The sequence below is a fragment of the Amycolatopsis sp. NPDC028719 genome (assembly GCF_055565395.1).
The window spans coordinates 519,518-541,108 of record NZ_JBVHUL010000005.1 but is presented as its reverse complement, the minus strand read 5'-3'; the positions used below and the strand labels follow the sequence as shown (position 1 = coordinate 541,108).

Annotated in this window: 23 protein-coding genes; 14 read left to right on the top strand and 9 right to left on the bottom strand. The window is 71.5% G+C overall.

Annotated elements, in window-relative coordinates:
• Nucleotides 1-25 precede the first annotated feature (25 nt).
• Nucleotides 26-1,105: an ATP-dependent DNA ligase gene (locus tag ACZ4TR_RS25800; RefSeq protein ID WP_465289373.1), complete on the top strand. Its 1,080-nt coding sequence runs from the start codon at nt 26-28 to the stop codon at nt 1,103-1,105.
• Between the two features lie 39 nt (nt 1,106-1,144).
• Entirely contained in the window at nt 1,145-2,722 is a 1,578-nt protein-coding gene (locus ACZ4TR_RS25795) for an alpha/beta hydrolase (RefSeq protein WP_465289372.1), read from the top strand.
• A 150-nt stretch (nt 2,723-2,872) separates the two neighbouring features.
• Here the strand turns inward: ACZ4TR_RS25795 and ACZ4TR_RS25790 are convergent, their stop codons facing one another.
• On the bottom strand, nt 2,873-3,115 hold the full coding sequence (locus ACZ4TR_RS25790; RefSeq protein ID WP_013224533.1) for a DUF2630 family protein: 243 nt from the start codon (nt 3,113-3,115) through the stop codon (nt 2,873-2,875).
• 83 nt (nt 3,116-3,198) lie between these two features.
• On the opposite strand from ACZ4TR_RS25790, the gene ACZ4TR_RS25785 reads away from it, so the two are divergent.
• Nucleotides 3,199-3,573, top strand: coding sequence for a thioredoxin family protein (locus ACZ4TR_RS25785; protein ID WP_465289371.1), 375 nt, complete (start codon nt 3,199-3,201; stop codon nt 3,571-3,573).
• 62 nt (nt 3,574-3,635) lie between these two features.
• Here the strand turns inward: ACZ4TR_RS25785 and ACZ4TR_RS25780 are convergent, their stop codons facing one another.
• Both ACZ4TR_RS25780 and pruA read right to left on the bottom strand, forming a co-directional pair.
• Complete coding sequence (locus ACZ4TR_RS25780; protein ID WP_465289370.1) at nt 3,636-4,565, bottom strand: proline dehydrogenase family protein; 930 nt, start codon at nt 4,563-4,565, stop codon at nt 3,636-3,638.
• Between the two features lie 12 nt (nt 4,566-4,577).
• Complete coding sequence (gene pruA, locus ACZ4TR_RS25775) at nt 4,578-6,206, bottom strand: L-glutamate gamma-semialdehyde dehydrogenase (RefSeq protein ID WP_465289369.1); 1,629 nt, start codon at nt 6,204-6,206, stop codon at nt 4,578-4,580.
• Nucleotides 6,207-6,318: 112 nt separating this feature from the next.
• Between pruA and ACZ4TR_RS25770 the strand changes: the two genes are divergently transcribed.
• Nucleotides 6,319-7,872, top strand: a complete 1,554-nt coding sequence (locus ACZ4TR_RS25770; protein WP_465289768.1) for a PucR family transcriptional regulator — start codon at nt 6,319-6,321, stop codon at nt 7,870-7,872.
• Between the two features lie 19 nt (nt 7,873-7,891).
• Entirely contained in the window at nt 7,892-8,548 is a 657-nt protein-coding gene (locus ACZ4TR_RS25765; RefSeq protein ID WP_465289368.1) for a maleylpyruvate isomerase N-terminal domain-containing protein, read from the top strand.
• Between the two features lie 59 nt (nt 8,549-8,607).
• Here ACZ4TR_RS25765 and ACZ4TR_RS25760 read toward each other — a convergent pair whose 3' ends face one another.
• Nucleotides 8,608-9,600 (bottom strand): MsnO8 family LLM class oxidoreductase, encoded by a 993-nt coding sequence (locus tag ACZ4TR_RS25760; protein WP_465289367.1) that lies wholly within the window; start codon nt 9,598-9,600, stop codon nt 8,608-8,610.
• Between the two features lie 36 nt (nt 9,601-9,636).
• Nucleotides 9,637-10,029, bottom strand: coding sequence for a DUF6221 family protein (locus ACZ4TR_RS25755; RefSeq protein WP_155542325.1), 393 nt, complete (start codon nt 10,027-10,029; stop codon nt 9,637-9,639).
• A gap of 338 nt (nt 10,030-10,367) precedes the next feature.
• On the opposite strand from ACZ4TR_RS25755, the gene ACZ4TR_RS25750 reads away from it, so the two are divergent.
• Nucleotides 10,368-10,991 carry a hypothetical protein gene (locus ACZ4TR_RS25750; RefSeq protein WP_465289366.1) on the top strand — a complete coding sequence of 208 codons (624 nt, stop codon included), beginning with the start codon at nt 10,368-10,370 and terminating at the stop codon, nt 10,989-10,991.
• 2 nt (nt 10,992-10,993) lie between these two features.
• Here the strand turns inward: ACZ4TR_RS25750 and ACZ4TR_RS25745 are convergent, their stop codons facing one another.
• Nucleotides 10,994-12,013, bottom strand: coding sequence for a DNA polymerase domain-containing protein (locus ACZ4TR_RS25745; protein ID WP_465289365.1), 1,020 nt, complete (start codon nt 12,011-12,013; stop codon nt 10,994-10,996).
• A 122-nt stretch (nt 12,014-12,135) separates the two neighbouring features.
• On the opposite strand from ACZ4TR_RS25745, the gene ACZ4TR_RS25740 reads away from it, so the two are divergent.
• The 8 genes from ACZ4TR_RS25740 (at nt 12,136) to ACZ4TR_RS25705 (ending at nt 18,465) form a co-directional block, all read left to right on the top strand.
• Nucleotides 12,136-12,810: a TVP38/TMEM64 family protein gene (locus tag ACZ4TR_RS25740; protein WP_465289364.1), complete on the top strand. Its 675-nt coding sequence runs from the start codon at nt 12,136-12,138 to the stop codon at nt 12,808-12,810.
• 166 nt (nt 12,811-12,976) lie between these two features.
• Nucleotides 12,977-14,581, top strand: a complete 1,605-nt coding sequence (locus tag ACZ4TR_RS25735; RefSeq protein WP_465289363.1) for a serine/threonine-protein kinase — start codon at nt 12,977-12,979, stop codon at nt 14,579-14,581.
• Nucleotides 14,582-14,634: 53 nt separating this feature from the next.
• On the top strand, nt 14,635-14,940 hold the full coding sequence (locus ACZ4TR_RS25730) for an aminotransferase class IV (protein ID WP_285483171.1): 306 nt from the start codon (nt 14,635-14,637) through the stop codon (nt 14,938-14,940).
• A 19-nt stretch (nt 14,941-14,959) separates the two neighbouring features.
• A complete protein-coding gene (gene msrB, locus ACZ4TR_RS25725; protein ID WP_364523244.1) occupies nt 14,960-15,382 on the top strand; it encodes a peptide-methionine (R)-S-oxide reductase MsrB in 423 nt (140 codons plus the stop codon).
• Between the two features lie 74 nt (nt 15,383-15,456).
• Nucleotides 15,457-16,365, top strand: a complete 909-nt coding sequence (locus tag ACZ4TR_RS25720; RefSeq protein ID WP_465289362.1) for a TIGR04222 domain-containing membrane protein — start codon at nt 15,457-15,459, stop codon at nt 16,363-16,365.
• A gap of 66 nt (nt 16,366-16,431) precedes the next feature.
• Nucleotides 16,432-17,337 (top strand): TIGR04222 domain-containing membrane protein, encoded by a 906-nt coding sequence (locus tag ACZ4TR_RS25715; RefSeq protein ID WP_465289361.1) that lies wholly within the window; start codon nt 16,432-16,434, stop codon nt 17,335-17,337.
• Entirely contained in the window at nt 17,330-18,130 is an 801-nt protein-coding gene (locus tag ACZ4TR_RS25710; protein WP_465289360.1) for an MbnB/TglH/ChrH family RiPP precursor modification enzyme, read from the top strand. The genes ACZ4TR_RS25715 and ACZ4TR_RS25710 overlap by 8 nt, the downstream gene beginning before the upstream one ends.
• Nucleotides 18,127-18,465: an SCO6045 C-terminal-like domain-containing protein gene (locus ACZ4TR_RS25705; protein ID WP_465289359.1), complete on the top strand. Its 339-nt coding sequence runs from the start codon at nt 18,127-18,129 to the stop codon at nt 18,463-18,465. The genes ACZ4TR_RS25710 and ACZ4TR_RS25705 overlap by 4 nt, the downstream gene beginning before the upstream one ends.
• Before the next feature lie 686 nt (nt 18,466-19,151).
• Here the strand turns inward: ACZ4TR_RS25705 and ACZ4TR_RS25700 are convergent.
• The 3 genes from ACZ4TR_RS25700 to ACZ4TR_RS25690 are packed head-to-tail and all read right to left on the bottom strand — an operon-like array spanning nt 19,152 to nt 21,570.
• Nucleotides 19,152-20,399 (bottom strand): AAA family ATPase, encoded by a 1,248-nt coding sequence (locus ACZ4TR_RS25700; RefSeq protein WP_465289358.1) that lies wholly within the window; start codon nt 20,397-20,399, stop codon nt 19,152-19,154.
• A 23-nt stretch (nt 20,400-20,422) separates the two neighbouring features.
• Nucleotides 20,423-21,022 carry a hypothetical protein gene (locus tag ACZ4TR_RS25695; RefSeq protein WP_465289357.1) on the bottom strand — a complete coding sequence of 200 codons (600 nt, stop codon included), beginning with the start codon at nt 21,020-21,022 and terminating at the stop codon, nt 20,423-20,425.
• Nucleotides 21,022-21,570: a hypothetical protein gene (locus ACZ4TR_RS25690; RefSeq protein ID WP_465289356.1), complete on the bottom strand. Its 549-nt coding sequence runs from the start codon at nt 21,568-21,570 to the stop codon at nt 21,022-21,024. The genes ACZ4TR_RS25695 and ACZ4TR_RS25690 overlap by 1 nt, the downstream gene beginning before the upstream one ends.
• Between the last annotated feature and the right edge of the window lie 21 nt (nt 21,571-21,591).

Here is a 21,591-nt window from a genome sequence, read left to right as displayed (position 1 = left end):
CGGCGTCTTTCCGCAGAATGCCCGCATGCCCCTACCGCTGCAGTCGCCGCTGAAGCCGATGCTCGCCAAGCCCGCGAAGGCCATCCCGGACTCCGGTGGCCTGCTGTTCGAGCCGAAGTGGGACGGCTTCCGCTGCATCGTCTTCAAGGACGGCGACGAGCTGTACCTGCAGTCCCGCGCGGAAAAGCCGTTGAACCGGTACTTCCCGGAAGCGGTCGCGCGGCTGCTGGAGATCCTGCCGCCGCGGGTCGTGCTGGACGGCGAGCTCGTCGTCGCGCGCGGCGGCCGGCTGAACTTCGACGCGCTCACCGAGCGGATCCACCCCGCCGAAAGCCGCATCACGCTGCTGGCGGCCGAGCAGCCCGCCGAGTTCGTCGCCTTCGACGTCCTCGCGCTCGACGACGAACCGCTCCTCGACGAACCGACGTCGGTCCGCCGCGAACGGCTCGTCGAACTGGCCGGCGACCGGTTCGCGCTCACCCCGGCCACGACCGATCCCGCCACCGCGCGGCACTGGTTCGAGCTGTTCGAGGGCGCGGGCCTCGACGGCGTCATCGGCAAGCCGCTGGACGAGCCGTACACGCCCGGCAAGCGCGTGATGCTCAAGTACAAGCACCTGCGCACCGCCGACTGCGTCCTGGCCGGGCTGCGCTGGCACGTCGACGGCGGCCCCGGCGAGCTCGTCGGGTCGTTCCTGCTCGGCCTCCACGACGACCAGGGCGTGCTGCACCACGTCGGCACCATCGGGTCGTTCCCCAAGGACCGCCGCCGCGAACTCGCCGAAGAGCTCGCGCCGCTGGTCACCGACGGCGAAGACCACCCCTGGGGCGGTCGCGCGCAGGGCGAAGGCCAGCGCATCCCCGGCGGCATCACCCGCTGGCGCGCCACCGAGCACGAATGGGTGCCGCTGCGGCCCGAGCGCGTCGTCGAGGTCGCCTACGAGAACACCGAAGGCGGGATGCCGTCGCGGTTCCGGCACAACGCGCGGTTCAAGCGGTGGCGCCCGGATCGCGAACCCGCGTCTTGCGACTACACGCAGCTGGAGGAACCCGCCCGCTACGACCTCGACGCCGTGTTCCGCGGCCAGGTGGTGCGCACCCGCTAACCCGCGTCCCACACCGGCCGTGCGAAGCTCGGCGGTGCAATGCCTGTGATCGACGTGAGGACCTCGCCCGTGCGCCGCCGTTCCCGTCTCCTGGTCGCGCTGCTCGCCCTGGCCTCCGCCGCGGGCTGCGCCGCCGGGCCGTCGGTCCGCCCGGCCCTGGTCGAGAACGACGGCAAGACGACGGCCGCGTCGCCCTCGGGCACGCCCGCGGTGCCACTGCCGCCGCTGGGCGAACCGCAGTCGCCGTCACTGCGGTGGGCCGACTGCGACGACGACACCCGGCAGCGGATCGGCACCCCGGCCGTCCCGGACACGCTGCACTTCACGTGCGCGCGGGTCACCGCGCCGCTCGACGCGCCCGGCGAGGCCCGGCGTTCGGTCGTGCGGCTGCTGGCGCTGAAGGTCGGGTCCGGGCCGGTGCCGCTGGTCGTGGTCAACGACGTCGACGGCGACCCGGGCACGGTGTACGCCGCGCGGCTGGCGGCGACGCTGCCGCCGGCGTTCCTGGAGAAGTTCTCGCTGGTCGGCCTCGACCGGCGCGGCACCGGGCTCTCCGGCGCCGTCCAGTGCGTGCCCCCTGAGATCCGGCACGACCTGATCGACGCCGACCCGGACCAGGGCGACCTGCAGGACGTGCTGGACGCCGCGCGCAAGGCCGGCCAGCAGTGCGCGATCGAGCTGGACGACTCCCAGACCGCGCTGGACAGCTGGCGCACTGCGGGCGACCTCGACGAACTGCGCAAGCAGCTGGGCATGGAACGGCTGAGCGCGCTCGGCCGCGGCGACGGCTCGAAGGTCCTCGCGGAGTACGCGGTGCGCTTCCCCGGGCAGGTCGGCCGGATGGTGCTCGACGGCGTCCCCGACCCGGGCGCGGACACCGCGGCGGTGCTGGACGCGGTCGCCGCCGGCGCCCAGTCCACGCTGGACGCCTTCGCCACGGACTGCGCGGCGCGCAAGTGCGCCCTCGGCGACCCGAAGGCCGCCCTCGCCACGCTCACCGGGCAGCTGCGGCAGAACATCGCGCCGCTGACCGACGACGGCGTCGCGTTCGGGCCGGGGGTGGCGATGTTCGCCGTCTACTCGGGACTGGCGCAGCGCTCGCGGTGGCCGGAGCTGGCCGACGCGATCGCGGCGGCGCGGTCGGGGGACATCAGGCCGCTGGCGGCGTTCGCCACGCCGGCGCTGCACGACTCGCGCGCGCAGCCGTCCCGGCTCGACGCCACGGTCGCGACCCGCTGCAACGACAGCCAGACGCGGCTCTCGGCCGACCAGCTCGACCAGGTCGTGGCCGGGATGCGGGCGAAGTACCCGCAGTTCGGCGCGGTCGTCGCCCAGCAGCTGGCCTGGTGCGGGCCGTGGCCGGTGCGGACCGAGCCGCTGCCCGCGGCGGGCGGGCCGGGCGCGCCGCCGATCCTGGTCGCGGCCACCGCGGCCGACCCGGTGACGCCCCAGCTCGGCAGCACCCGCGCGGCGGACCAGATGCCGTCGGCGGTGACGATCACGTGGCAGGGCGCGGGCCACGGCGCGGTGGGCGGGTCCCCGTGCGTCACGGACGCGGCCCGCGCGTTCCTGGTGGACGGCAAGATCCCGGCCGACGGCACCCTCTGCCCCGCCTGAAAGGGGCATCACGCGTGATCAGAGGGGCATCACGCGTGATTGAGCGGGCATCAGCGCGATGCCCGCCTGGACACAGGTAATGCCCCTGCAGACACGGGTGATGCCCGTCCAATCACGCGTGATGCCCCTCGGCGCACGCGTCGGCGCGGGTTACTGGCGGTAGGACTCGACCTCGGAGACCGGGCGGGCCGCGGCTTCGTCCGGGTTCTCGTGGAACTCGGTTTTCGCGCGCCGCTGCCGGAGCAGGTCCCAGCACTGGTCGAGCTGCTGCTCGACCGCGGTGAGGCGATCCTTGTCGCCGCCGCTCAGCCCCACCCCGACCGAGCGCGACCGGAGCTCGTGCTCCTCCGCGATCAGCTCGTCGATCCGGCCCAGGATTTCGCCGTCGGCCATCAGTTCCTCCTCGTACGGTTGCTCGGTGGAGACGCTACCCCGGCCCCGGGAATTCCCGCCGCACCCGGTTCGTTGACCAGGGCATGAGCACCGTTGAGCTGACTGCCGAGAACTTCGACCAGACGGTAAACGACAACGAGTTCGTCCTGATCGACTTCTGGGCGAGCTGGTGCGGCCCGTGTCGTCAGTTCGCGCCGGTCTACGAAAAGGCCTCCGAGAAGCACGACGACCTCGTGTTCGCGAGCGTCGACACCGAAGCGCAGCAGCAGCTCGCCGCCGCCTTCGACGTCCGCTCCATCCCGACGCTGGCCATCATCCGCGACAAGACGCTGATCTACGCCCAGCCGGGCGCGCTGCCCGAGCCCGCCCTCGAAGAGCTCATCAAGCAGGCTCGCGAGGTCGACATGGACGAGGTCAAGCGCAAGGCCGCCGAAGCCGAGGCTTCCGAGCAGGCCTGAGCCAGAAGCCGTGAAGGCCTCCTTACCGGCCATGAGAGCCGGTAAGGAGGCCTTCACGGCTTTCAGGACCGGGTGGCCAGGCCGCGCAGGAAGAACCCGAGGTTCGCCGGGCGCTCGGCGAGGCGGCGCATGAAGTAGCCGTACCACTCGTCGCCGTAGGGCACGTAGACGCGCATGCGCGAGCCCGCCGCCGCGATCCGCGCCTGCTCTTCCGGCCGGATGCCGTAGAGCATCTGGAACTCGTGGTCGTCGTCCTTCCGGCCGTTCTCCTCGGCCAGCGCGGCGGCGATCTCGATCATCCGCGGGTCGTGCGACGCCACCATCGGGTAGCCCCGGCCGGCCATCAGGACGCGCAGGCAGCGGACGTAGGACTTGTCCACTTCGGACTTCTCCGCGAAGGCCACCTCTTCCGGCTCGGCGTACGCGCCCTTGCACAGCCGCACGCGCGATCCCGGCCCGGACAGCTCGCGGCAGTCCTGCTCGGTGCGCCGCAGGTAGGCCTGCAGCACCGCGCCCACCCACGGGTACTCGCCGCGCAGCTCGCGCAGGATGCCGAGCGTCGAGTCCGTGGTGGTGTGGTCCTCCATGTCGAGCGTCACGGTCGCCCCGACCGCCTCGGCCGCCGCGCAGATCTTCCGCGCGTTCTCCAAGGCGACGTCCTCGCCGTCCGCCGGCAGGAACTGGCCCACCGCCGACAGCTTCACCGAGACGTCCGCGCCGTCGGCCAGCCCTTCCGCGGCCAGGGCCGAGAGCACGGCCTCGTAGGCCGCGACCGTGGCCGACGCCTGTGCGGCGTCGGTGGTGTCCTCGCCCAGGTGGTCGAGGGTGATCCGCCGGCCGTCCGCCGCCAGTTCCCTGGCGACGCGGACGGCGTCGGCGGTCTCGGACCCGGCGACGAACCGGCGCACCACGGATCGCGTGGCGGGCACCGCTTCGACGAGCCGCCGGATGCCCTTCGACCGGGCGGCGGCGAGCAACGGGGCACGCAACATGACGGACCTCCCTCAGCCCTGGTGCGGGTAGCGGACGCTGGTCGGCGGGACGAACGTCTCCTTGATGGAGCGGGGGCTCGTCCAGCGCTGCAGGTTGAAGATCGAACCCGCCTTGTCGTTGGTGCCCGAGGCCCGCGCGCCGCCGAACGGCTGCTGGCCGACGACGGCCCCGGTCGGCTTGTCGTTGACGTAGAAGTTGCCGGCGGTGAACTTCAGCGCTTCGGACGCCTTCGCCACGGCCGTGCGGTCGTTGGCGATGATCGCGCCGGTCAGCGCGTACGCGGCGGTCTCGTCGACCAGCTTGAGCACGGCGTCGAAGTCGCCGTCTTCGTAGACGTAGACCCCGAGGATCGGGCCGAAGTACTCGGTGCTGAAGATCTCGTGCGCCGGGTCGTCGGTGACGAGGATCGTCGGCTGGACGAAGTAGCCGTCTTCGTCGTCGGCCGTGCCGCCGGTGAGGACCTCCACCGAGGCGTCGTTCTTGACCCGCTCGAACAGCTCCGCGTGCTTGGTGAACGCGCGCCGGTCGATCACCGCGCCGCCGAAGTGCGACAGGTCGGTGACGTCGCCGTAGGACAGCGCCTCGGTCTCGGCGACCAGACCGTCCTTCAGCCGGTTCCAGACGCTGCGCGGGACGTACGCGCGCGAAGCGGCGGAGCACTTCTGGCCCTGGTACTCGAAAGCGCCGCGGACCATCGCCGTGCGCAGGACGTCGACGTCGGCCGACGGGTGCGCGACGATGAAGTCCTTGCCGCCGGTCTCGCCGACCAGCCGCGGGTAGCCGCGGTAGCCCGCGATGTTCGCGCCGACCGTGGCCCACAGGTGCTGGAACGTCGCGGTGGAGCCGGTGAAGTGGATGCCGGCCAGGTCGCGGTGGGTCAGGGCGACCTCGGAGACGGCCTTGCCGTCACCGGGCAGCAGGTTGATGACGCCCGGCGGCATGCCCGCCTCTTCGAGCAGCCGCATGGTCAGGTGCGCGGCGAACGACTGCGTCGGCGACGGCTTCCACAGCACGGTGTTGCCCATCAGCGCGGGCGCGGTCGGCAGGTTGCCGGCGATCGCGGTGAAGTTGAACGGCGTGATCGCGTAGACGAAGCCCTCGAGCGGGCGGTGCTCCAGCCGGTTCCACACGCCGGGCGAGCTGATCGGCTGCTCGGTCAGCACGCGACGGCCGAACTCGACGTTGAAGCGCCAGAAGTCGGCGAGCTCGCAGGCGGCGTCGATCTCGGCCTGGGTCGCGGTCTTGGACTGGCCGAGCATGGTGGCGGCGTTGAGCGTGGCGCGCCACGGGCCGGTCAGCAGGTCGGCGGCGCGCAGCAGGATCGCGGCGCGGTCGTCGTAGGACAGCGCGCGCCACTCCGGCGCGGCCTTCGCGGCCGCCGCGATGGCGTCGGTCGTGTCCTGCTGCGTGGCGCTGTGGATGGTGCCCAGCACGTGGCGGTGGTTGTGCGGCTGGACGACCTCGATCTTCTCGCCGCCGCCGAGCCGCTGCTCGCCCCCGACGGTGATCGTGAGGTCGACGGGTTCCGCCTGGCCCAGCCGCTTGAGCGCACCCTCGAGTTCCGCGCGCTCAGCGCTGCCCGGCGCATACGTCAGCACCGGCTCGTTCTTCGGGGCGGGGGTCTGGGTCACGGCGTCCACGGCGGCTCCTCTGCAGCGCTGTACGTCTCTGATGCCCCGAACGGTAACTCCGGACACGCTTCGGCGGCTTGTCCGAAAGGCTAAAATCAATCAGGTGACCTTGGCCGATCGGATAACATCGTTGCGCCACGTGCTGGCCACCCTCGGGGAACCGCTGGTCGAGGTCGTCGTGGCTCCGCACGGCCTGGGCGTCCCGGTCACCGACGTCGTGATCCTCGATCCCGAAGACCCCTTGGAAGCCTCGTCAGGCGACCTGGTGCTGGTGATCGGCGCGCGCGGCCGGGCGGCGGCGCCCGCGATCCGCGCGGCCGGGCGCGGCGGGGCGGCCGCGGTGGCGGTCAAGGGCGCGACGGGTGCCGACGTCGCCGCCGACGCGGGCGTCGCACTCTTAACGGTCGGCGCCGAGGCACGCTGGGAGCAGGTGGAGTCGCTGGCCCGCGGGGTCGTCGAGGCGGCCCGCGCGGGTGGCGAAGCGGCCAGCGGCGAGGTGCTCGGCGACCTGTTCGCCCTGGCCCAGACGATCGCGACGCTCACCGGCGGCCTGGTCAGCATCGAGGACACGGCGAACCGCGTCCTCGCGTACTCACGGGCGGGAGACGAGGTCGACGAGCTGCGGCGGCTGTCGATCCTCGGCCGCGAAGGCCCCGAACGCTACCTCGCGATGCTGCGCGAATGGGGCGTCTACCAGCGGCTTCGCGCCGGCGAGGGGATCGTCCGGATCGACGAACGACCGGAGCTGGGCATCCGCCGGCGCATCGCGGCGGGCATCCACGCGGGCAAGCAGCCGCTCGGCACGATCTGGGTCCAGGAAGGCGCCCAGCCGCTCACCGAACGCGCCGAGACGGCCCTGCTCGGCGCCAGCCGCACCCTCGCGCCGCAGCTGATCCGCGCCCGCACGCTGCCCAGCCCGGAGCTGCGGCTGCGGGAAGACCTCCTCGCGAGCCTGCTGGAAGGGCGGCTGGACGCGGAGTCCGTCGCGGACGACATCGGCGCCGACCCGGCCCGGCCCGCCCAAGTCCTGGCGTTTTCGCTGGAGCGATCGGACAACCGGCAGCTGCGGCGGGCCGAACTGGTCCACCTCATCGCCGTCCACACGGCGGCCTACCGGCGCAGCGCGCTGGTGAGCGTGATCGGCGGCCGCGTCTACGCGCTGCTGCCGGACCTGCCCGAGCACTCCGACGCGGCGGTGCTGGCGCTGGCCCGGGAGATCGTCGGCACGGCGCGGCGGCACCTGGACGTCCCGGTGCGGGCGGCGCTCGGCGGCGTGGTCCCGCGGCTGTCGGACGCGGCCGCGTCCCGGGGCGACGCCGACCGCGTCCTGGCGGCGATGGCCCGCGGGCACTGGCCGGCCGACGTCGCCTCGCTGGCCGACGTCCGCGCCGAGGTGCTGCTGTCGGAGGTGCTGGCGTTCCTGGGCGGGCAGCCGCGCATCCGCGACCCGCGGCTGACGTCGCTGGTGGAGCACGACACCGAGCACGGCGGGATCCTGGTCCCGGCGGTCCTGGCGTGGCTCGACGCGTTCGGCGACGTCCGCGCGGCGGCCCGGGTGCTGAACATCCACCCCAACACGGTCCGCTACCGCGTCCGGCGCGCCGCCGAAGTGTCCGGAGTGGACTTCGAGGACCCGGCCCAGCGCATCCTTACTCAGCTGCAGCTGAGGCTCTGATCCTGCTAGCTTCGCCGGCGTGGATCTCTTCACACGCACGTGGGCGGCGTTGCGGGCCGCGGTCGCCGCCCTGCCCGACGACGACTTCGCGAAGCCGTCCGGCTGCCGGGGGTGGCTGGTCCGGGACCTGGTGTGCCACCTGGTGATCGACGCCCAGGACGTCCTGATCACGCTCGTGACGCCGGCTTCCCCGGCGGTGACGCACGACGCGGTGACGTACTGGGCGGTGTCTTCCGAACCGCCCTCCGGCGACGATCCGCTGGACGCGCTGATCGTCCGCCTGTCGGCGGCGTACGAGGACCCGGCGCTGCTGAAGTTCCACCTCGACGACGTCGGCGCGGCGGCGGGCCGCGCGGCCGGGCTGGCCGACCCGGGGATGCGGGTGGCGACGCAGGACATGGTGCTCACCGCGGGCGACTACCTCTCCGCGTACGTGCTGGAGTGGACTTTGCACCACCTGGACCTGGTGGCCCACGTGCCTTCGGTGCCGGGACCGCCGGCCGAAGGCCTGGCGCGGACGCGGTCGATGCTGGAGAAGATCGCGGGGGCGGAGTTCCCGCCGTCGTTCTCCGACCCGGACGTGCTGCTGGTGGCGACGGGCCGCCGCTCGCCGACGGACGCCGAGCGCGAGGCCCTGGGCGACCTGTTCGCGCGGCTGCCGTTCATTCTCGGGTGAGCTCCGGGAATTGCCCCCGGTAATTCTTCGACGCGATATCCGGGTATCGGGAAATCGCCTCACGCAAGCGCGGGAAGATCGGCCAGTTCGGCGAGCGCGGCGAAAGAATCGAGCCGCGCGGATTGGTCGTAGGCGGCCGTCGTCGCGAGGACTTCGTCGGCGCCTGCGGCCGCGACGAGCGCGCCCAGGCGGTCCGCCACTTCGGCCGGCGTCCCCGAAATCTGGCCGTCCAGGGTCTCCTCGAGGCGCCTGCGCTCGCGGTCGGTCATCGGCAGCGCCAGGACCTCCGCGGGTGGCGACAGCGGCGGGAAGACGCCGTGGGAGCGCGAATACACCGTCGCCCACGCTTCCGAGACGAGCAGGCGGCGCGCGTCGGCCGCCGAGTCCGCGACGGCGATCGCCGACGACACGACGACGTACGGTTCCCGCGCCCACTCCGACGACCGGAAGCCGTCGCGGTAGCGCGTCACGGCTTCGGTCAGGGCGCGTTCACCGCGGACGGGCGCGATCACCAGCGGCAGCCCGAGCTCCGCGGCGAGGTCGGCGCCGGACCCTGTGGCCAGCAGGAACGGCGGCACGCGCAGCCCCTCGGCGGGGTAGGCGTGCACGCCCGGATAGGCGTGCTCGCCGGTGAAGAACCCGAGGAGCTCCCGCACCTGCGCGCCGAAGTCGTCGGCGGCTTCCTTGCCGTGCCCGAGCGCCTCGCGGACACCGCCGGTGAAGCCGACCGAGCGGCCCAGTCCCATGTCGATCCGGCCCGGGTGCAGTGCTTCCAGGACACCGAACTGCTCGGCGACGACCAGCGGCCGGTGGTTCGGCAGCATGACGCCCCCGGTGCCGACGCGGATCCGGCTCGTCGCGGCCGCGACGGCGGCGGCCAGCACGGTCGGCGCGGACCCGGCGACCCCGGGCACGCCGTGGTGCTCGGAAACCCAGAACCGGTGGTAGCCCAGCCGTTCGACGTCGGCGGCGAACGCGACGGTGTCCCTCAGCGCCCGCGCGGTCCCGCCGTCACGCCGCACCGGCGAGCGGTCGAGCACGGAAAGCTTCACCCCGGGTGCAACGCCCGGCGCGGGACGGGATTCCCGTCAGGGGCGCCACCGCTCGCTGTAGTCCGGGTGGTCGGTGTAGGGCAGGGCCAGCAGGCGCAGCGTGAGGCACCAGTTGGAGCCGGCCTCGTCGGCGGGCACGTGGCAGGTCTCACACCAGTATTCGCTGCCGTAGAGCGGAAAGCCGGGCACCTTCTCCGACACCGTGGTGCGGTGCGCGAGCAGGATCCGCCGGGTCGCCTCGATCTCGTTGATCATCTGGTTGACCGCGTCGAGATCCAGGTCGGTCAGCCCGCGGATCTTCTGCTCCACGGCGACCTTCGTCTCGCCGCGGTTCATGGCGTCACCGGCCTTGGCCTTGTTGACGGCCTGCATGATCATCGCCTGCCGCGCGCCCACGCGCGCGGCGAGGAAAGCGATCAGGTCGTCCACTGAGGGCCTCCCTCGAACTAGCCCCAGGACATGTCTCCGGGGAGTCGTCGATCCGGGAACGCACGTTACGCCGTCGGAGCCGGTGGTCGAGACCACCGAGGCGGCCGTACGCCATTTGTGACCCGAAAGGCGACAGCGGGCAGCGAACTGATCACTCCGCGTTTTCCGGTGTGGGCTTTCGATTAAGCCTTTGACGAGTTCTGGGGTGCGGAAGTGGCCCGCGGCACTGTTGTGGCGTTGATTACAGGCGGTATCGATCGAGGGAATTCCGGTGCCGCTGAGTAACACCGGACGCGGCCACGGCGTCAGTCCCGGGCACAAGAGTCTCGGAGGCAGCCATGTCCGTTCCCCTTCCGCCCGGCCCGCCGGTGCCGTATCCCCCGCCGCTCCCCGCCCGGCCACAGCGCCGGAAGTGGCCGTGGGTGGTCGGCGCGGCGCTCGTGATCCCCGCCCTGGCGCTGGGCGTCGTGCTCGCGATCGCCTCCGGCAAGACGTCCTCGAGCCCGTGCCTGGACCGGACCCAGGCGGCCCCGTGCGTCGGCCCCGGCGGAACCTGGGTCTCCGCCGACGGCGGGGTCCGGCCTCGCGACGCGGCGGCGCCCGCCACCACCAGTCCTTCGATTCCGGCCTTCGCCGCGCCGACCACCACCGAGCCCGTCCTCCCCGAGCCCACGGCGAAGGACTACTCCGTCGAGCTGGCGGTCATCTCCAAGCAGTGCTTCGGCTCAGCGGGGTGCAACGTCATCGTCGAACCGAAGCTGACCTTCCTCGGCGCGAGCACCCTGCTCTGGGAGTGCGACATCACCTACAGCATCTCGGGTGACAGCTCCGGGGAGCTGATCGAGACCGCCTACTCGCAAGGCGGCTCCTCCTATCGCGTCGACCGCACCGTCATGAGTACCAAGAACACCAAGGTCGTGCCCAAGGCGAGCGTGACGTCGGTCAGCTGCCGGAAGCCGTGACGTCACGCCTCCGGCCGCGCCTTGCTGGGCTGGACCCGCTTGGGCTCCCCCGGCATCTTCGGGTAGTCCGGCGGGTACGGCATGTCCCCCAGCCCGTGGTCGCGCAGGTCGCGCTCGTACCACTCCAGCGCCGTCTCCAGGCCGAACGCCTCCGCGTCCATCGCCTCGTGCAGGTCGCCGTGGGCGGCCAGGAACGCCGGGATCGTCAGCACGTCGAAGTCGTCCGCGTCGACCTCCGGCAGCAGGTCCCACGTCAGCGGCGTCGACACCGTGGCGCGTGGGGTGCCGCGGACCGACCAGCTCGACGCCACCGTGCGGTCGCGCGCCGCCTGGTTGTAGTCCAGGAACACGCGGCCGCCGCGCTCCTCCTTCCACCAGGCGATCGTCGCCTTCTCCGGGATCCGCCGCCCGACCTCGCGGCCCAGCGCGATCACCGCGTGGCGGACCTCGACGAAGTCCCACTCCGGCCGGATCCGCACCAGCACGTGCACCCCGCGGCCGCCGGAGGTCTTCGGGTAGCCCGTCAGCCCCGCGTCCGCCAGCACCTCGCGGACCACCTGCGCGACCTCGACCGCGTCGGCGAACCCGGCCCGGTCCGGGGGGTCCACGTCGATGCGCAGCTCGTCCGGGTGGTCCACGTCGGCGCGGCGGACCGGCCACGGGTGGAAGTCGAACGTCCCCAGGTTGGCCGCCCAGGCGAAGACGGCCGGCTCGGTCGGGCACACCTCGGCGGCCTTGCGGCCCGACGGAAAGGTGATCTCGGCGGTCTCCAGCCAGTCCGGCGCGCCCTTGGGCACGCGCTTGGCGTAGAACCACTCGCCCTCGACGCCGTCGACGTAGCGCTTCAGCGTGGTCGGCCGCTCGCCGATCGCCCGCAGCAGGGGCCCGCCGACGGCGATGTAGTGCTCGACGACCTGCCGCTTGGTGATGCCGCGCTGGGGGAAGTACACCTTGTCCGGGCTCGAGACGCGGACGGTGCGCCCGCCCACCTCGTACTCGACCGGGTCACCGTGCTTGGGCATGCGGTGCACGCTAGCGGTGATCGCGCCGCGCGGCCCCCGCGAACCTGCCCGCACTTTCACGTGAAAGTGCGGGCCCCAGGTGGGCACTTTCACGTGAAAGTGCCGTCTGTAGGCTGGAGCGGGTGTCCGGCCGCACCAAGCTGATCGTCGCGCTCGCCGTGGCCGCCCTCTTCGTGGCGGCCGTGGTGCTGCTGCCGATCCCCGGGCCCGCCGAGCTCCGGGCCTGGGCCGCCGCCACCGGGCCCGCCACCCCGCTCGTGCTGCTCGTGGCGTACTCGCTGCTCACCGTCGCGCCGATCCCGCGCACCGTCTTCAACCTGGCCGCCGGCCTGCTGGTCGGCACTGCCGCCGGGATCGCCATCGGCCTGGTCGCCACCACCGTCGCGGCCGGCCTGTCCTTCGGCCTGGCCCGGCTGCTCGGCCGCGACCTGGTCACCCGGCACCTGCACCGGTCCGCCGTCCGGAAGGTCAACGACCGGCTCTCCGACGGCGGCGTCCTCGCGATCACCTCGCTGCGGCTCATCCCGGTGGTGCCGTTCGCGCCGTTCAGCTACCTCTGCGGCGTGTCGTCCGTGCGGCCGGCCCCGTACCTGGCCGGTACGCTGCTCGGCAGCGTGCCGGGCACCGTCGCCGTGGTCGTCCTCGGCGACGCCCTGACCGGCGACACGCCGCCCGCGCTGCTCGCCTGCTACGGCGCGTTCGCGCTGGCCGGGGCGATCGGACTGGTCAGGGTGTTCCGGAAACGGGTCCCGGCGGGACCGGTGCCCGAACCGGAGCCCGCCGGACCGGCTGGCTGACGCGAACAGCACAAGGCCGACCGCTACACTCGATCGGGTGCGCGAAGCGGAAACGCGCTGAGCAGGGCCACCATCACCGGGAATTTCGTCAGGAGCAGCCGCCATCGACACCGGTCAGCTGATCGCGGGGCACTACCGCCTCGTCGAGCACATTGGTAGCGGTGCCATGGGAGTCGTGTGGCGCGCCACCGACGTGCGCCTCGAGCGCGACGTCGCGATCAAGCAGATCCTCCCCCAGCCGGGCGTGTCCGAGACCGAGCGCGACAACATGCGCCAGCGCGCGATGCGCGAGGCGAAGAACGCGGCCCGGTTCCAGCACCCGAACGCGATCGTGGTGTTCGACATCGCCGAGCACAACGGCGACCCGTGCCTGGTGATGGAGTACCTCAACGGGCCCAGCCTCTCCACGATCCTCGCCCAGGAGGGCACGCTCCCGCTCGGCCGGATCGCCCGCATCGGCGAGCAGGTGGCGTCCGCCCTGGTGGCCGCGCACCGCGCCGGGATCGTCCACCGCGACGTCAAGCCGGGCAACATCCTCATCGACGAGACCGGCACCGCGAAGATCACCGACTTCGGCATCTCGCGCGCGGCCGGCGACATGACGCTGACGGCCACCGGCCTGATCGGCGGCACCCCCGCCTACCTGGCGCCCGAGCTGGCCCGCGGCGCCGACCCGGTGCCCAGTTCCGACGTCTTCGCCCTCGGCGCGACCCTCTACCAGGCGATCGAAGGCACCACGCCGTACGGCAACACCACCAACCAGCTCGCGCTGCTCTACGCGGCGGCGAACGGCCAGATCAACCCACCGGTGCAGGCGGGCGCGGCCACCGCGCTGCTGATGAGCCTGCTGCGCAGCGAGCCGGGCGAGCGGCCCAGCATGGCCGAGGCCCGGGAGCGGCTGGCCGCGCTGGCCCGCACCGAGCCGGGCGGCATGTCGGCGTCACCGCCGCTGCTCTCGGGTGGCGGGGGCCGCAAGCCCGCCGCACCCGCCGAGAGCGGCGACCGCCCGCCGTGGCAGCGCACCGACCAGCCGGCGCCGTCGTCCCCGCCGGTCGGCACGCCGGTGCCCGCGGGCAAGGCGCCGTCGAACCCGCCGCGCCCGACCGCGGCGTTCATGCCGATGCGGTCCCCGGCCGCGCCGCCGAACACCCCGCCCAGAGCGATGGCCGCGGCCGCGCCGACGGCCAGGGCCCCGCAGTACTCATCCGCCCCCTCGAAGCCGGACAACAAGCGCAAGTACGCGATCTTCGCCGGCGCGGGTGCCGCGGTCGTCGTGCTCGCGGTGATCGTGTTCCTCGTGGCGAACTCCGGCGGCAACGGCGGCACGGGCGGCACCACGAACGCCCAGTCGCCGAGCCGGCCCACCACCGGGCAGCCGTCCTCGAAGTCCAGCAGCCCGGACGACGCCCCGGCGTCGGGCAAACTGGGCCAGACGCCGTCCGAGGGCAAGATCACGGACTACGGCCAAGCGGGCCGGCTGCTCGCCAACAGCTACTACCCGAACGTCGAGAACGGCTGGAGTTATCTCACCCCCGCCGCCCAGGCGGTCTACGGCTCGCAGGACGAGTACAGGTCCTACTGGGGCGCCCACAAGGGTGACCTCAGCGGCTGGAAGTCGGCCACGGCGGCGGGCAACAAAGCCGACGGCTCGCTGGACATCACGATGGAGCTCAACGGCTCCCGCCGGAGGTACCACATCGTGCTCGTCGGCGGACAGCTGCTGATCGACAGCAACACGAAGCTCGACGCGAACCCCGACACCGGTCTCTGAGACTTAACGCGCCGCTGGTGGGCTGACGGGCGCCGATGGCCTACCGTGGAAGCATGGCCGACAACGGAGCTTCGCTGCCGGGCCAGAATCCTCGGTTCCACGAGGATCTGGTCGGCCTGGACCCGTACGACCCGGAGGCGCGCGCGTTCGCCGAGCACCTCGACCGGATCGAGCGTTCCGGTCCCAACTACACCATCGAAGCCGCGCTGGACGGCGTGTCCGACTTCGCCGACTCCAGCAACCGCCTCGGCGGGCTCCGGTACTGGGTGTCGGCCCTGATCGTGGTGCTCATCGTGCTCGGCGTGATAGTCGCCGCATGGGACATCGTGGTGCACGCCCTGGCGTGGCTCGCGGCGTAACGTGGAACGGGTGAAAGGTATGAAACCCGTTGTCGGCGCCACCCCACGCGTCGTGAAGTCCGAGCAGGAATGGCGGGCGGAGCTGGGCCCGGAGGAGTACGCCGTGCTCCGCCAGGCCGGCACCGAACGGCCGTTCACCGGTGAGTACACCGACACCAAGACCACCGGCGTCTACGAGTGCCGTGCGTGCGGTGCCGAGCTGTTCCGCAGCGACACGAAGTTCGAGAGCCACTGCGGCTGGCCGTCGTTCTACGACCCGGCCGACTCCGACGCCGTGCTGCTGCGCGAAGACCGCACCATGGGCATGAAGCGCATCGAGGTGCTCTGCGGCTCCTGCCACAGCCACCTCGGGCACGTCTTCGAGGGCGAGGGCTACCCGACCCCGACCGACCAGCGCTACTGCATCAACTCGATTTCCCTGAAACTGGTACCCCAGTCCTAAATCTGCCTTAAGCCGGCAACCCGCCGCCCTTCCTCGAACGTAGTCTCCGCACACGGACGAGGGAGGGCGGCATCATGACCGACACCTGGGGCATTCCCGGCCCGTTGTTCGCGGGCCTCTACCTGGGCCTGCTGCTTCTGCCCGCGGGCTACGCCGCGGTGCGGACCCTGCTGCTGCGGCGGGGCCGCGCGGGCGGCGTCCCGCAGCGTGCCGAAGAGCTGGCTCTCCTGACCGGCGGGCGCACGCGGGCCGGCGAGTTCGTCGTCGCCCGGCTGCTGGAGCGTCAGACCATCCGGATGGACGGCACCGGCCGGGTGCACCGCGTCCGGGGCAGCGACGCGGACGACCTGGGCCGATCGGCGCTCGCGCGGATCAGCAAAACCGGCACCGCCGTCGACTCGGTGCGCCGCGAGGTGCGGCACCACCCGGCGCTGGTCGACCTGGAGAACGGGCTGATCGCGCGCGGCCTGCTCGTCGACGCCCGGAAAGTGCGACTGACCTGGGTGTTCACCGCCGTCGCGTACTGGGCGCTGGTCGTGTTCGGCGTGGTTCGCCTGATCGCCGGCAGCTCCACCGGGCACCCCGTCGGCTTCCTGCTGGGCCTGCTGCTGCTGGGCCTGGTCGCGGCCATCTTCGTCACGACCCGCGCCGCGAACGCGCCCGAGGTCAAGGCCACCTCCGCCGGGCGCGCCGCGGCCCGCGAAGCCGAGCGCGCCGGCGGGCTGACGTCCGGCTCGGCGGGCGCGGTCGCGGCCGGCGGGTTCGACAGCCACCCCGACAAGGACGTCCGGCTGGCCGTCAGCCGCTCCACGGTCGTCTCGGTCACCCGCCAGTACAGCCGCCGCGGCCGGTGGGCGGCGGCCGGCGGCGGTGGGGTCGCCGGCTACTACGGCGGCAGCTCGTGCGGCGGTGGCGGCAGCTCCTGCGGCGGCGGGGGTGGCGGCGGCTGCGGTGGCGGTGGCGGCGGGGGTTGCGGCGGTTGAAACGCCGACGCGACCGCTCGCGTCTGACAGCTACGGTAACCGCAACTCAGTGAGGGGAGACGGGCGATGGCCGACCCGTGGGGCATCTCCGGACCGGATTTCGTGGTCCTCTACATCGCACTGCTCGGCGCGGTGCTGCTGATCCGGGTCATCGTCGCCGGCGTCGCCGCAAGCCGGGCGCTGCGGGCGGACCACGAGCGGCCCGGCCCGCCGCCGACGGTCTACGAGCTGGCCTTCCTGGCCGGCGGGCCCGACCGGGCGGTAGACACCGCGATCGCGGCGCTGGTGGAGCGCGGCCAGCTGCGGGTGAACAGCTACCGGCAGATCAGCAAGGCCGGGACGCGGCCGGTCGACCCGCTGGAGCGGGCGGTCGCCGATGTGGCGAAGCTGAAGACGACCTCGACGATCCGCGCGAAGGTCCGCGGCTCGGCGGCGATGCGCGCTCTGGAAGAGGGCCTCGACCAGCGGGGGTTGCTGGCTTCGGCGGCGGCCAAGCGGCAGTCGCGGACATTCGGGCTCGTCCTGCAGCTGGCCGTGCTGGTGCTGGGCGTCGTCCGGCTGGTCAACGGCATCTCACTGGGCCGTCCGGTGGGCGTCCTGGTGTTCCTGGTGCTCATCGCGGCCGTGCTGACGATCGTGGCCGCGGTCCGCCGGTCGAAGACCGGGCCCCGGCAGCCGTCGGGCGCGGGCCGCCGCCTGCTCGGCCAGGCACGCTCCGCGGCGAGCGGGCCGGTGCCGGCCGGGATGCTCGCCGGGGGCGTGCTGCTCGGCGGAGCCGCGGCGGCGGTCGCGCTGGGCGGCATGGCGCACTACCCGGACGAAGAGCTGAGCACGGCCCTGATGCCGACGGCGGGCTCCGCCGGCGGCGGCGGGTCGTCAGGCGGGTCGTCCTGCTCGAGTTCGTCGTCGTGCAGCAGTGGATCTTCCTGCGGCGGCGGCTCGTCGTGCGGCGGAGGTGGCTGCGGTGGGTGAGCTGGGCATCGGGATCGGCTGGCGGCACGAGCTCGACCTGTCCATCACCCGCCTGCCCGGCGTCGACTGGGTGGAGGTGGTCGCGGAGAACCTGCACGCCGACCACCTCCCGGAGACGCTGGACGCGCTGCGCAAGCGGGGCCTGCCGGTGCTGCCGCACGCCGTGTCCTTGTCGTTGGGCGGAGCGGAACCGCTCGACACCGGGCGCGTCCAGCACCTCGCGGAGATCGCGCGGGCCCTGGACGCGCCGCTGGTCAGCGACCACGTGTGCTTCGTGCGCGCGGGCGGGCTCGACTCGGGTCACCTGATGCCGCTCCCCCGCACCCGCGAGGCGCTGGACGTGCTGGTGGCCAACGTCCGGCTCGCGCAGTCCATCGTGGACGTCCCGTTCGCGCTGGAGAACATCGCGGCGGTGCTGGACTGGCCCGGCGCGGAGCTGACCGAAGAGCAGTTCCTCACCGAACTGACCGAGCGGACGGACTGCCGGCTGATCATCGACGTCGCGAACCTCTACGCCAACGCCCGCAACATCGGCACGGACCCGGCGGCGTTCCTCGACGGCATCCCGTGGGAGCGGCTGGCGTACGTGCACATGGCGGGCGGCATCGAGCGCGACGGCGTCTACCACGACACCCACGCGCACCCGGTGCTGCCGGAGGTCCTGGCGCTGCTGACCGAGCTGCGCCACCGGACGGACCCACCGGGAGTGCTGCTGGAACGCGACGACGACTACCCGACCGACGACGAGCTGGCGGCGGAGCTGGCAGCGTTGCGGGCGGCGGTGACGGTGTGAGCCGCGCGGATTTGGCGGCCCAGCAGGCCTCGTTGCTCCGGGCATTGCTGGCCGACGGGCCGGCGCCGGCGGGTTTCGACGCGGCGCGGTTGCGGGTGGAGGCTCAGGTCCTGCGCCGGAAACACGGGCGGGTGCTGGCCTACCAGCGGCCTGAGTTGGCGGAGGCGCTTGGGGAGCGGTTCGGGCCGTTGTTCGCGGAGTTCAACGCTTCGCGGCCCAAGCGGGATACGGAGCGGTCGGGGGCTTACGCGGATGCTTTCGTGACGTGGTTGATCGCGGAAGGTCACTTGCCGAAGCCCAAGCGGGGGTTGGTTTCCCGCCTCCGGCGCCGGTAGTAAGCAGTGGGCAGGCGTCGTCGCGAACGCCGGAGTCCCGGTCCGCCTAGCCTAAGATGGGGCGGTGAGCCTACGCCCGAGTGAGACGAGTCAAGGAATCTAATGGCTCGCAAACTTCCGGCTCGATGAACACAGGGCCGTAACTCTTTCGATCGACAGTCTGAGAGTGATCTCTACGTCGCACTTCCGGACAGTGCTGTCGAACGCCCCAGGGGGCCGTCATCGATGAGATTCAGGAGCAGTCTTTTACTTACACGAACAAACCAGTGTGATTCCACCGGGTGGCCGCAAACTCGGGCTCGGCTTATTGATGAACCGTGACGACATGCGGAACGGTCGAGCAATGCGGACCGGATCTCTGGAACGTACGCGGGGTCGAAAGCCCGGCTTGGCCGCACATGTTTCACACCGGCGGTTCAGCTCACCGCCCGATCTTCATCGGCCTGACGATCGACCTCATGGCTGCGGCTGGGTCCTGCTCCTCGTCGTTCAGTACGGAACGAACATCGGCGTGTGGGCCCTCGCGCCGGAGTTCTTCGTGATCGGTGTGGGTATCAGCCTGAGCTTCGCGACAATCCCGGTGATCGCCCTCGGCGACGACAAGCCTGGCCGCGGTGACCTCGATCTTCTTCCAAGTTCCGGAACGGTGCACGCCAGGGAGATCACACTGATCGTGGTCCTGGCGGTTACCGCCTTGAGCCTGCTGGTAGTTGCTGTAATGCCGCGGAAGGCAGCGCCCGCGCACTGACCATCACCGGCGAGCTGGCGACGGCCAGCTCGGCCAGCTGAACCAGCCGGTCCAGCCGCACCGGCTGGTTCTGCGCCACCGCTTCCCGCACGGCCCGGGTCACCACCTGGTTGAGGATGTCGGCGGCGGTCAGCGGATGCTCCGGCCTGCTGAAAGCCTTGTGCACCCGCCGCAGGTCCTTGTCCGGGAAGATGTCACCCAGCAGGTCGGTGAGGATGCGGAGCTGGGCGTCGGCGGACGGTCGCTCGAACGGGTAGACCGTGGCGCGGCGCAGCACCGCCGGATCGATCCGATCCGGCAGGTTGGTGGCCATCACGAAGACCAGCCGGGCACCGGATCGCCCGCTGGCCCGGTCGAGCGCGACGATCAAGCCGTCCACGATCGCGAGGTTTTCCTGTGCGCCCGAACCGGTGTCCGAGCTTCCGCGGGAGCTCGCCACCGCGTCGGCTTCGTCGAGGAACACGACGGTCGGCAGCGAGTGCCGCGCGGCGGCCTGGTAAATGGTCTCGATGACCTCGATCAGCTCGCTGCCGGCCCGGCCTTGAATGCCCTGTCCGCGCAGCCGTTCGTTGAGCTGCACGAACAGCGTGTCCTGCCCGAGCGCACGGGCGCATACGGGCGCTATGGCACGCATCAGCGCCGACTTGCCGGTGCCCGGGTCGCCGTGCAGCAGGATCAGCGACGTGCTTTCCTGTACCGCCTGCAGCAAGCCCAAAGTGGACTTACCGTGGTGGTTGGCCGCCCAGGAATGGAACCAATCGTCGTCGCGCAGCCGCGTGACGATGTCGCCGACCACGTCGTTCGCCGGTATGCCGTGCAGCCGGGCCAATCGCTGTTCTGCCTTCAGGATGCCTTCCGTGTCCTGCGCGGAGACGACGTAGGCGGCGGAGAGGTAGTGCTGCAGTTCTTCGCTGATCGCGCTTGGCACCTGGGGCACCGGCCCGGCCGGAAGTTCGGCCGTGTTCTCGAGCTCGATGGACGTGTTCGCCGTCACCTGACCCGGTGCCGACACCGCCGACAGCACCACGTCGAGGGTGCGCCCGGTCGGGAGGCTGACCCGTAGCATCGTGCCGGTCGCGGATTCCTCGATGGGGATACCGAGGAGCTGCTGGTGGATTGCCTCGCGGAGCCCGTCGGGCTCGACGGCTTCCCGTCGCCGTAGCCGGAATTCCAGCCGCTGGGCCACGTTTTCCTGGGCTTTGACCATGGTCAGGCCACCGGTCCGATCCCGGCGACCGCGTGACGGAGAATGTCCACAAGCGGCACGCCGATTATCTGAGTGATAATCATGTCGAGGAGGGTTTTGCCGATGTAGAGGGCGATCTTCGCCCCGTTGCTCTTCCAGACCGGTTTATCGGCCTGGACGGCGCTGGTGATCGAGTCGACCAGCTTGGTTTCGGCCGGCCGTCGGGCCAGGGGATTGCCGGAAGATTCGGTGTGCAGCAGGGTTTCCGCGGCGTGGAGGGTGGGTGCCCGCACGGCACGCACAGCGCGAAGGGCCTGCTGATCCGGCTCGCCGGCCACCAGCTCGCCCGAGAGCCGCAGTGTCGTGTCCACCCAGTTGGCCCGCGGGGTGCTCAAATAGTGCACGTTGACGATCTTGGCCAGCCGGTCGAGTTGCGCTCGATCGTCGAGCACGATGCCGAAGTCGCTGATCCGGCTGTTGATCCGTTCCACCGACGTCAAAGTGGGCAGGCTGGGGTTCGTGGGGGAGACCACCAGGTTCGTCGAGATGATGTCCTGCGCAGGCAGGACCATCGACATCGGGTTCCGGCCTTTCAAGGCCACGTCCAACGTCAGGTTCGTCATCAGCCCCTCCACCTGTACTCTTCCGCCTGGGCCGACAGCGGCCCGGACGCGTAGGTGCCATATCCGGTGTACTGTCCGCCGGAATATTTGCCGACGAAAGTCCGGCCGCCGCTTTGGCCCGGAACGCTCGGCAGTCCCCACGACGTGCCCTGGATGATCTGCCGTTGCTTTTCGATCGGGAGCTCACGCATGTGCTTGCTCCAGCGGACCCAAGCCGTCAGCCGGGCGCTCGAGGGCACGGGCACCCGGGTGATGGCCCGCCCGCCGATTCCCATGCGACTGCCGTCGCCGGTGTACGAAATCGTGTAACGCAGTTCGTGGAGAACTTCGTGCTCCTGGGCCGGATCCTCGATGCTCAAGCCGATCGTGGTCACGGCGTCGTTGATCAGAAAGGTGCTGAACGACAGGTCCAGCGTGTTGATCCGTTCCCAGCTCACGATTCTGGGATAACTCTGTTGCATCGCGCCGAGGTCTCGTTTGATCTGCTGAGACACGTAGAGCACATCAGCTTGGGTAACGGTCAGGCTCATCGCCTGGACGACCGACATCGTTCTCCTTTCCGCGGCGCG

Excerpts from the sequence above, each read along its gene's own strand:
- ACZ4TR_RS25800 (WP_465289373.1), top strand. The coding sequence starts at position 26 with ATGCCCCTACCGCTGCAGTCGCCGCTGAAGCCGATGCTCGCCAAGCCC.
- ACZ4TR_RS25795 (WP_465289372.1), top strand. The coding sequence starts at position 1,145 with ATGCCTGTGATCGACGTGAGGACCTCGCCCGTGCGCCGCCGTTCCCGT.
- ACZ4TR_RS25790 (WP_013224533.1), bottom strand. The coding sequence starts at position 3,115 with ATGGCCGACGGCGAAATCCTGGGCCGGATCGACGAGCTGATCGCGGAG.
- ACZ4TR_RS25785 (WP_465289371.1), top strand. The coding sequence starts at position 3,199 with ATGAGCACCGTTGAGCTGACTGCCGAGAACTTCGACCAGACGGTAAAC.
- ACZ4TR_RS25780 (WP_465289370.1), bottom strand. The coding sequence starts at position 4,565 with ATGTTGCGTGCCCCGTTGCTCGCCGCCGCCCGGTCGAAGGGCATCCGG.
- ACZ4TR_RS25750 (WP_465289366.1), top strand. The coding sequence starts at position 10,368 with ATGTCCGTTCCCCTTCCGCCCGGCCCGCCGGTGCCGTATCCCCCGCCG.
- ACZ4TR_RS25745 (WP_465289365.1), bottom strand. The coding sequence starts at position 12,013 with ATGCCCAAGCACGGTGACCCGGTCGAGTACGAGGTGGGCGGGCGCACC.
- ACZ4TR_RS25735 (WP_465289363.1), top strand. The coding sequence starts at position 12,977 with ATGGGAGTCGTGTGGCGCGCCACCGACGTGCGCCTCGAGCGCGACGTC.
- ACZ4TR_RS25730 (WP_285483171.1), top strand. The coding sequence starts at position 14,635 with ATGGCCGACAACGGAGCTTCGCTGCCGGGCCAGAATCCTCGGTTCCAC.
- msrB (WP_364523244.1), top strand. The coding sequence starts at position 14,960 with ATGAAACCCGTTGTCGGCGCCACCCCACGCGTCGTGAAGTCCGAGCAG.
- ACZ4TR_RS25720 (WP_465289362.1), top strand. The coding sequence starts at position 15,457 with ATGACCGACACCTGGGGCATTCCCGGCCCGTTGTTCGCGGGCCTCTAC.
- ACZ4TR_RS25715 (WP_465289361.1), top strand. The coding sequence starts at position 16,432 with ATGGCCGACCCGTGGGGCATCTCCGGACCGGATTTCGTGGTCCTCTAC.
- ACZ4TR_RS25695 (WP_465289357.1), bottom strand. The coding sequence starts at position 21,022 with ATGACGAACCTGACGTTGGACGTGGCCTTGAAAGGCCGGAACCCGATG.
- ACZ4TR_RS25690 (WP_465289356.1), bottom strand. The coding sequence starts at position 21,570 with ATGTCGGTCGTCCAGGCGATGAGCCTGACCGTTACCCAAGCTGATGTG.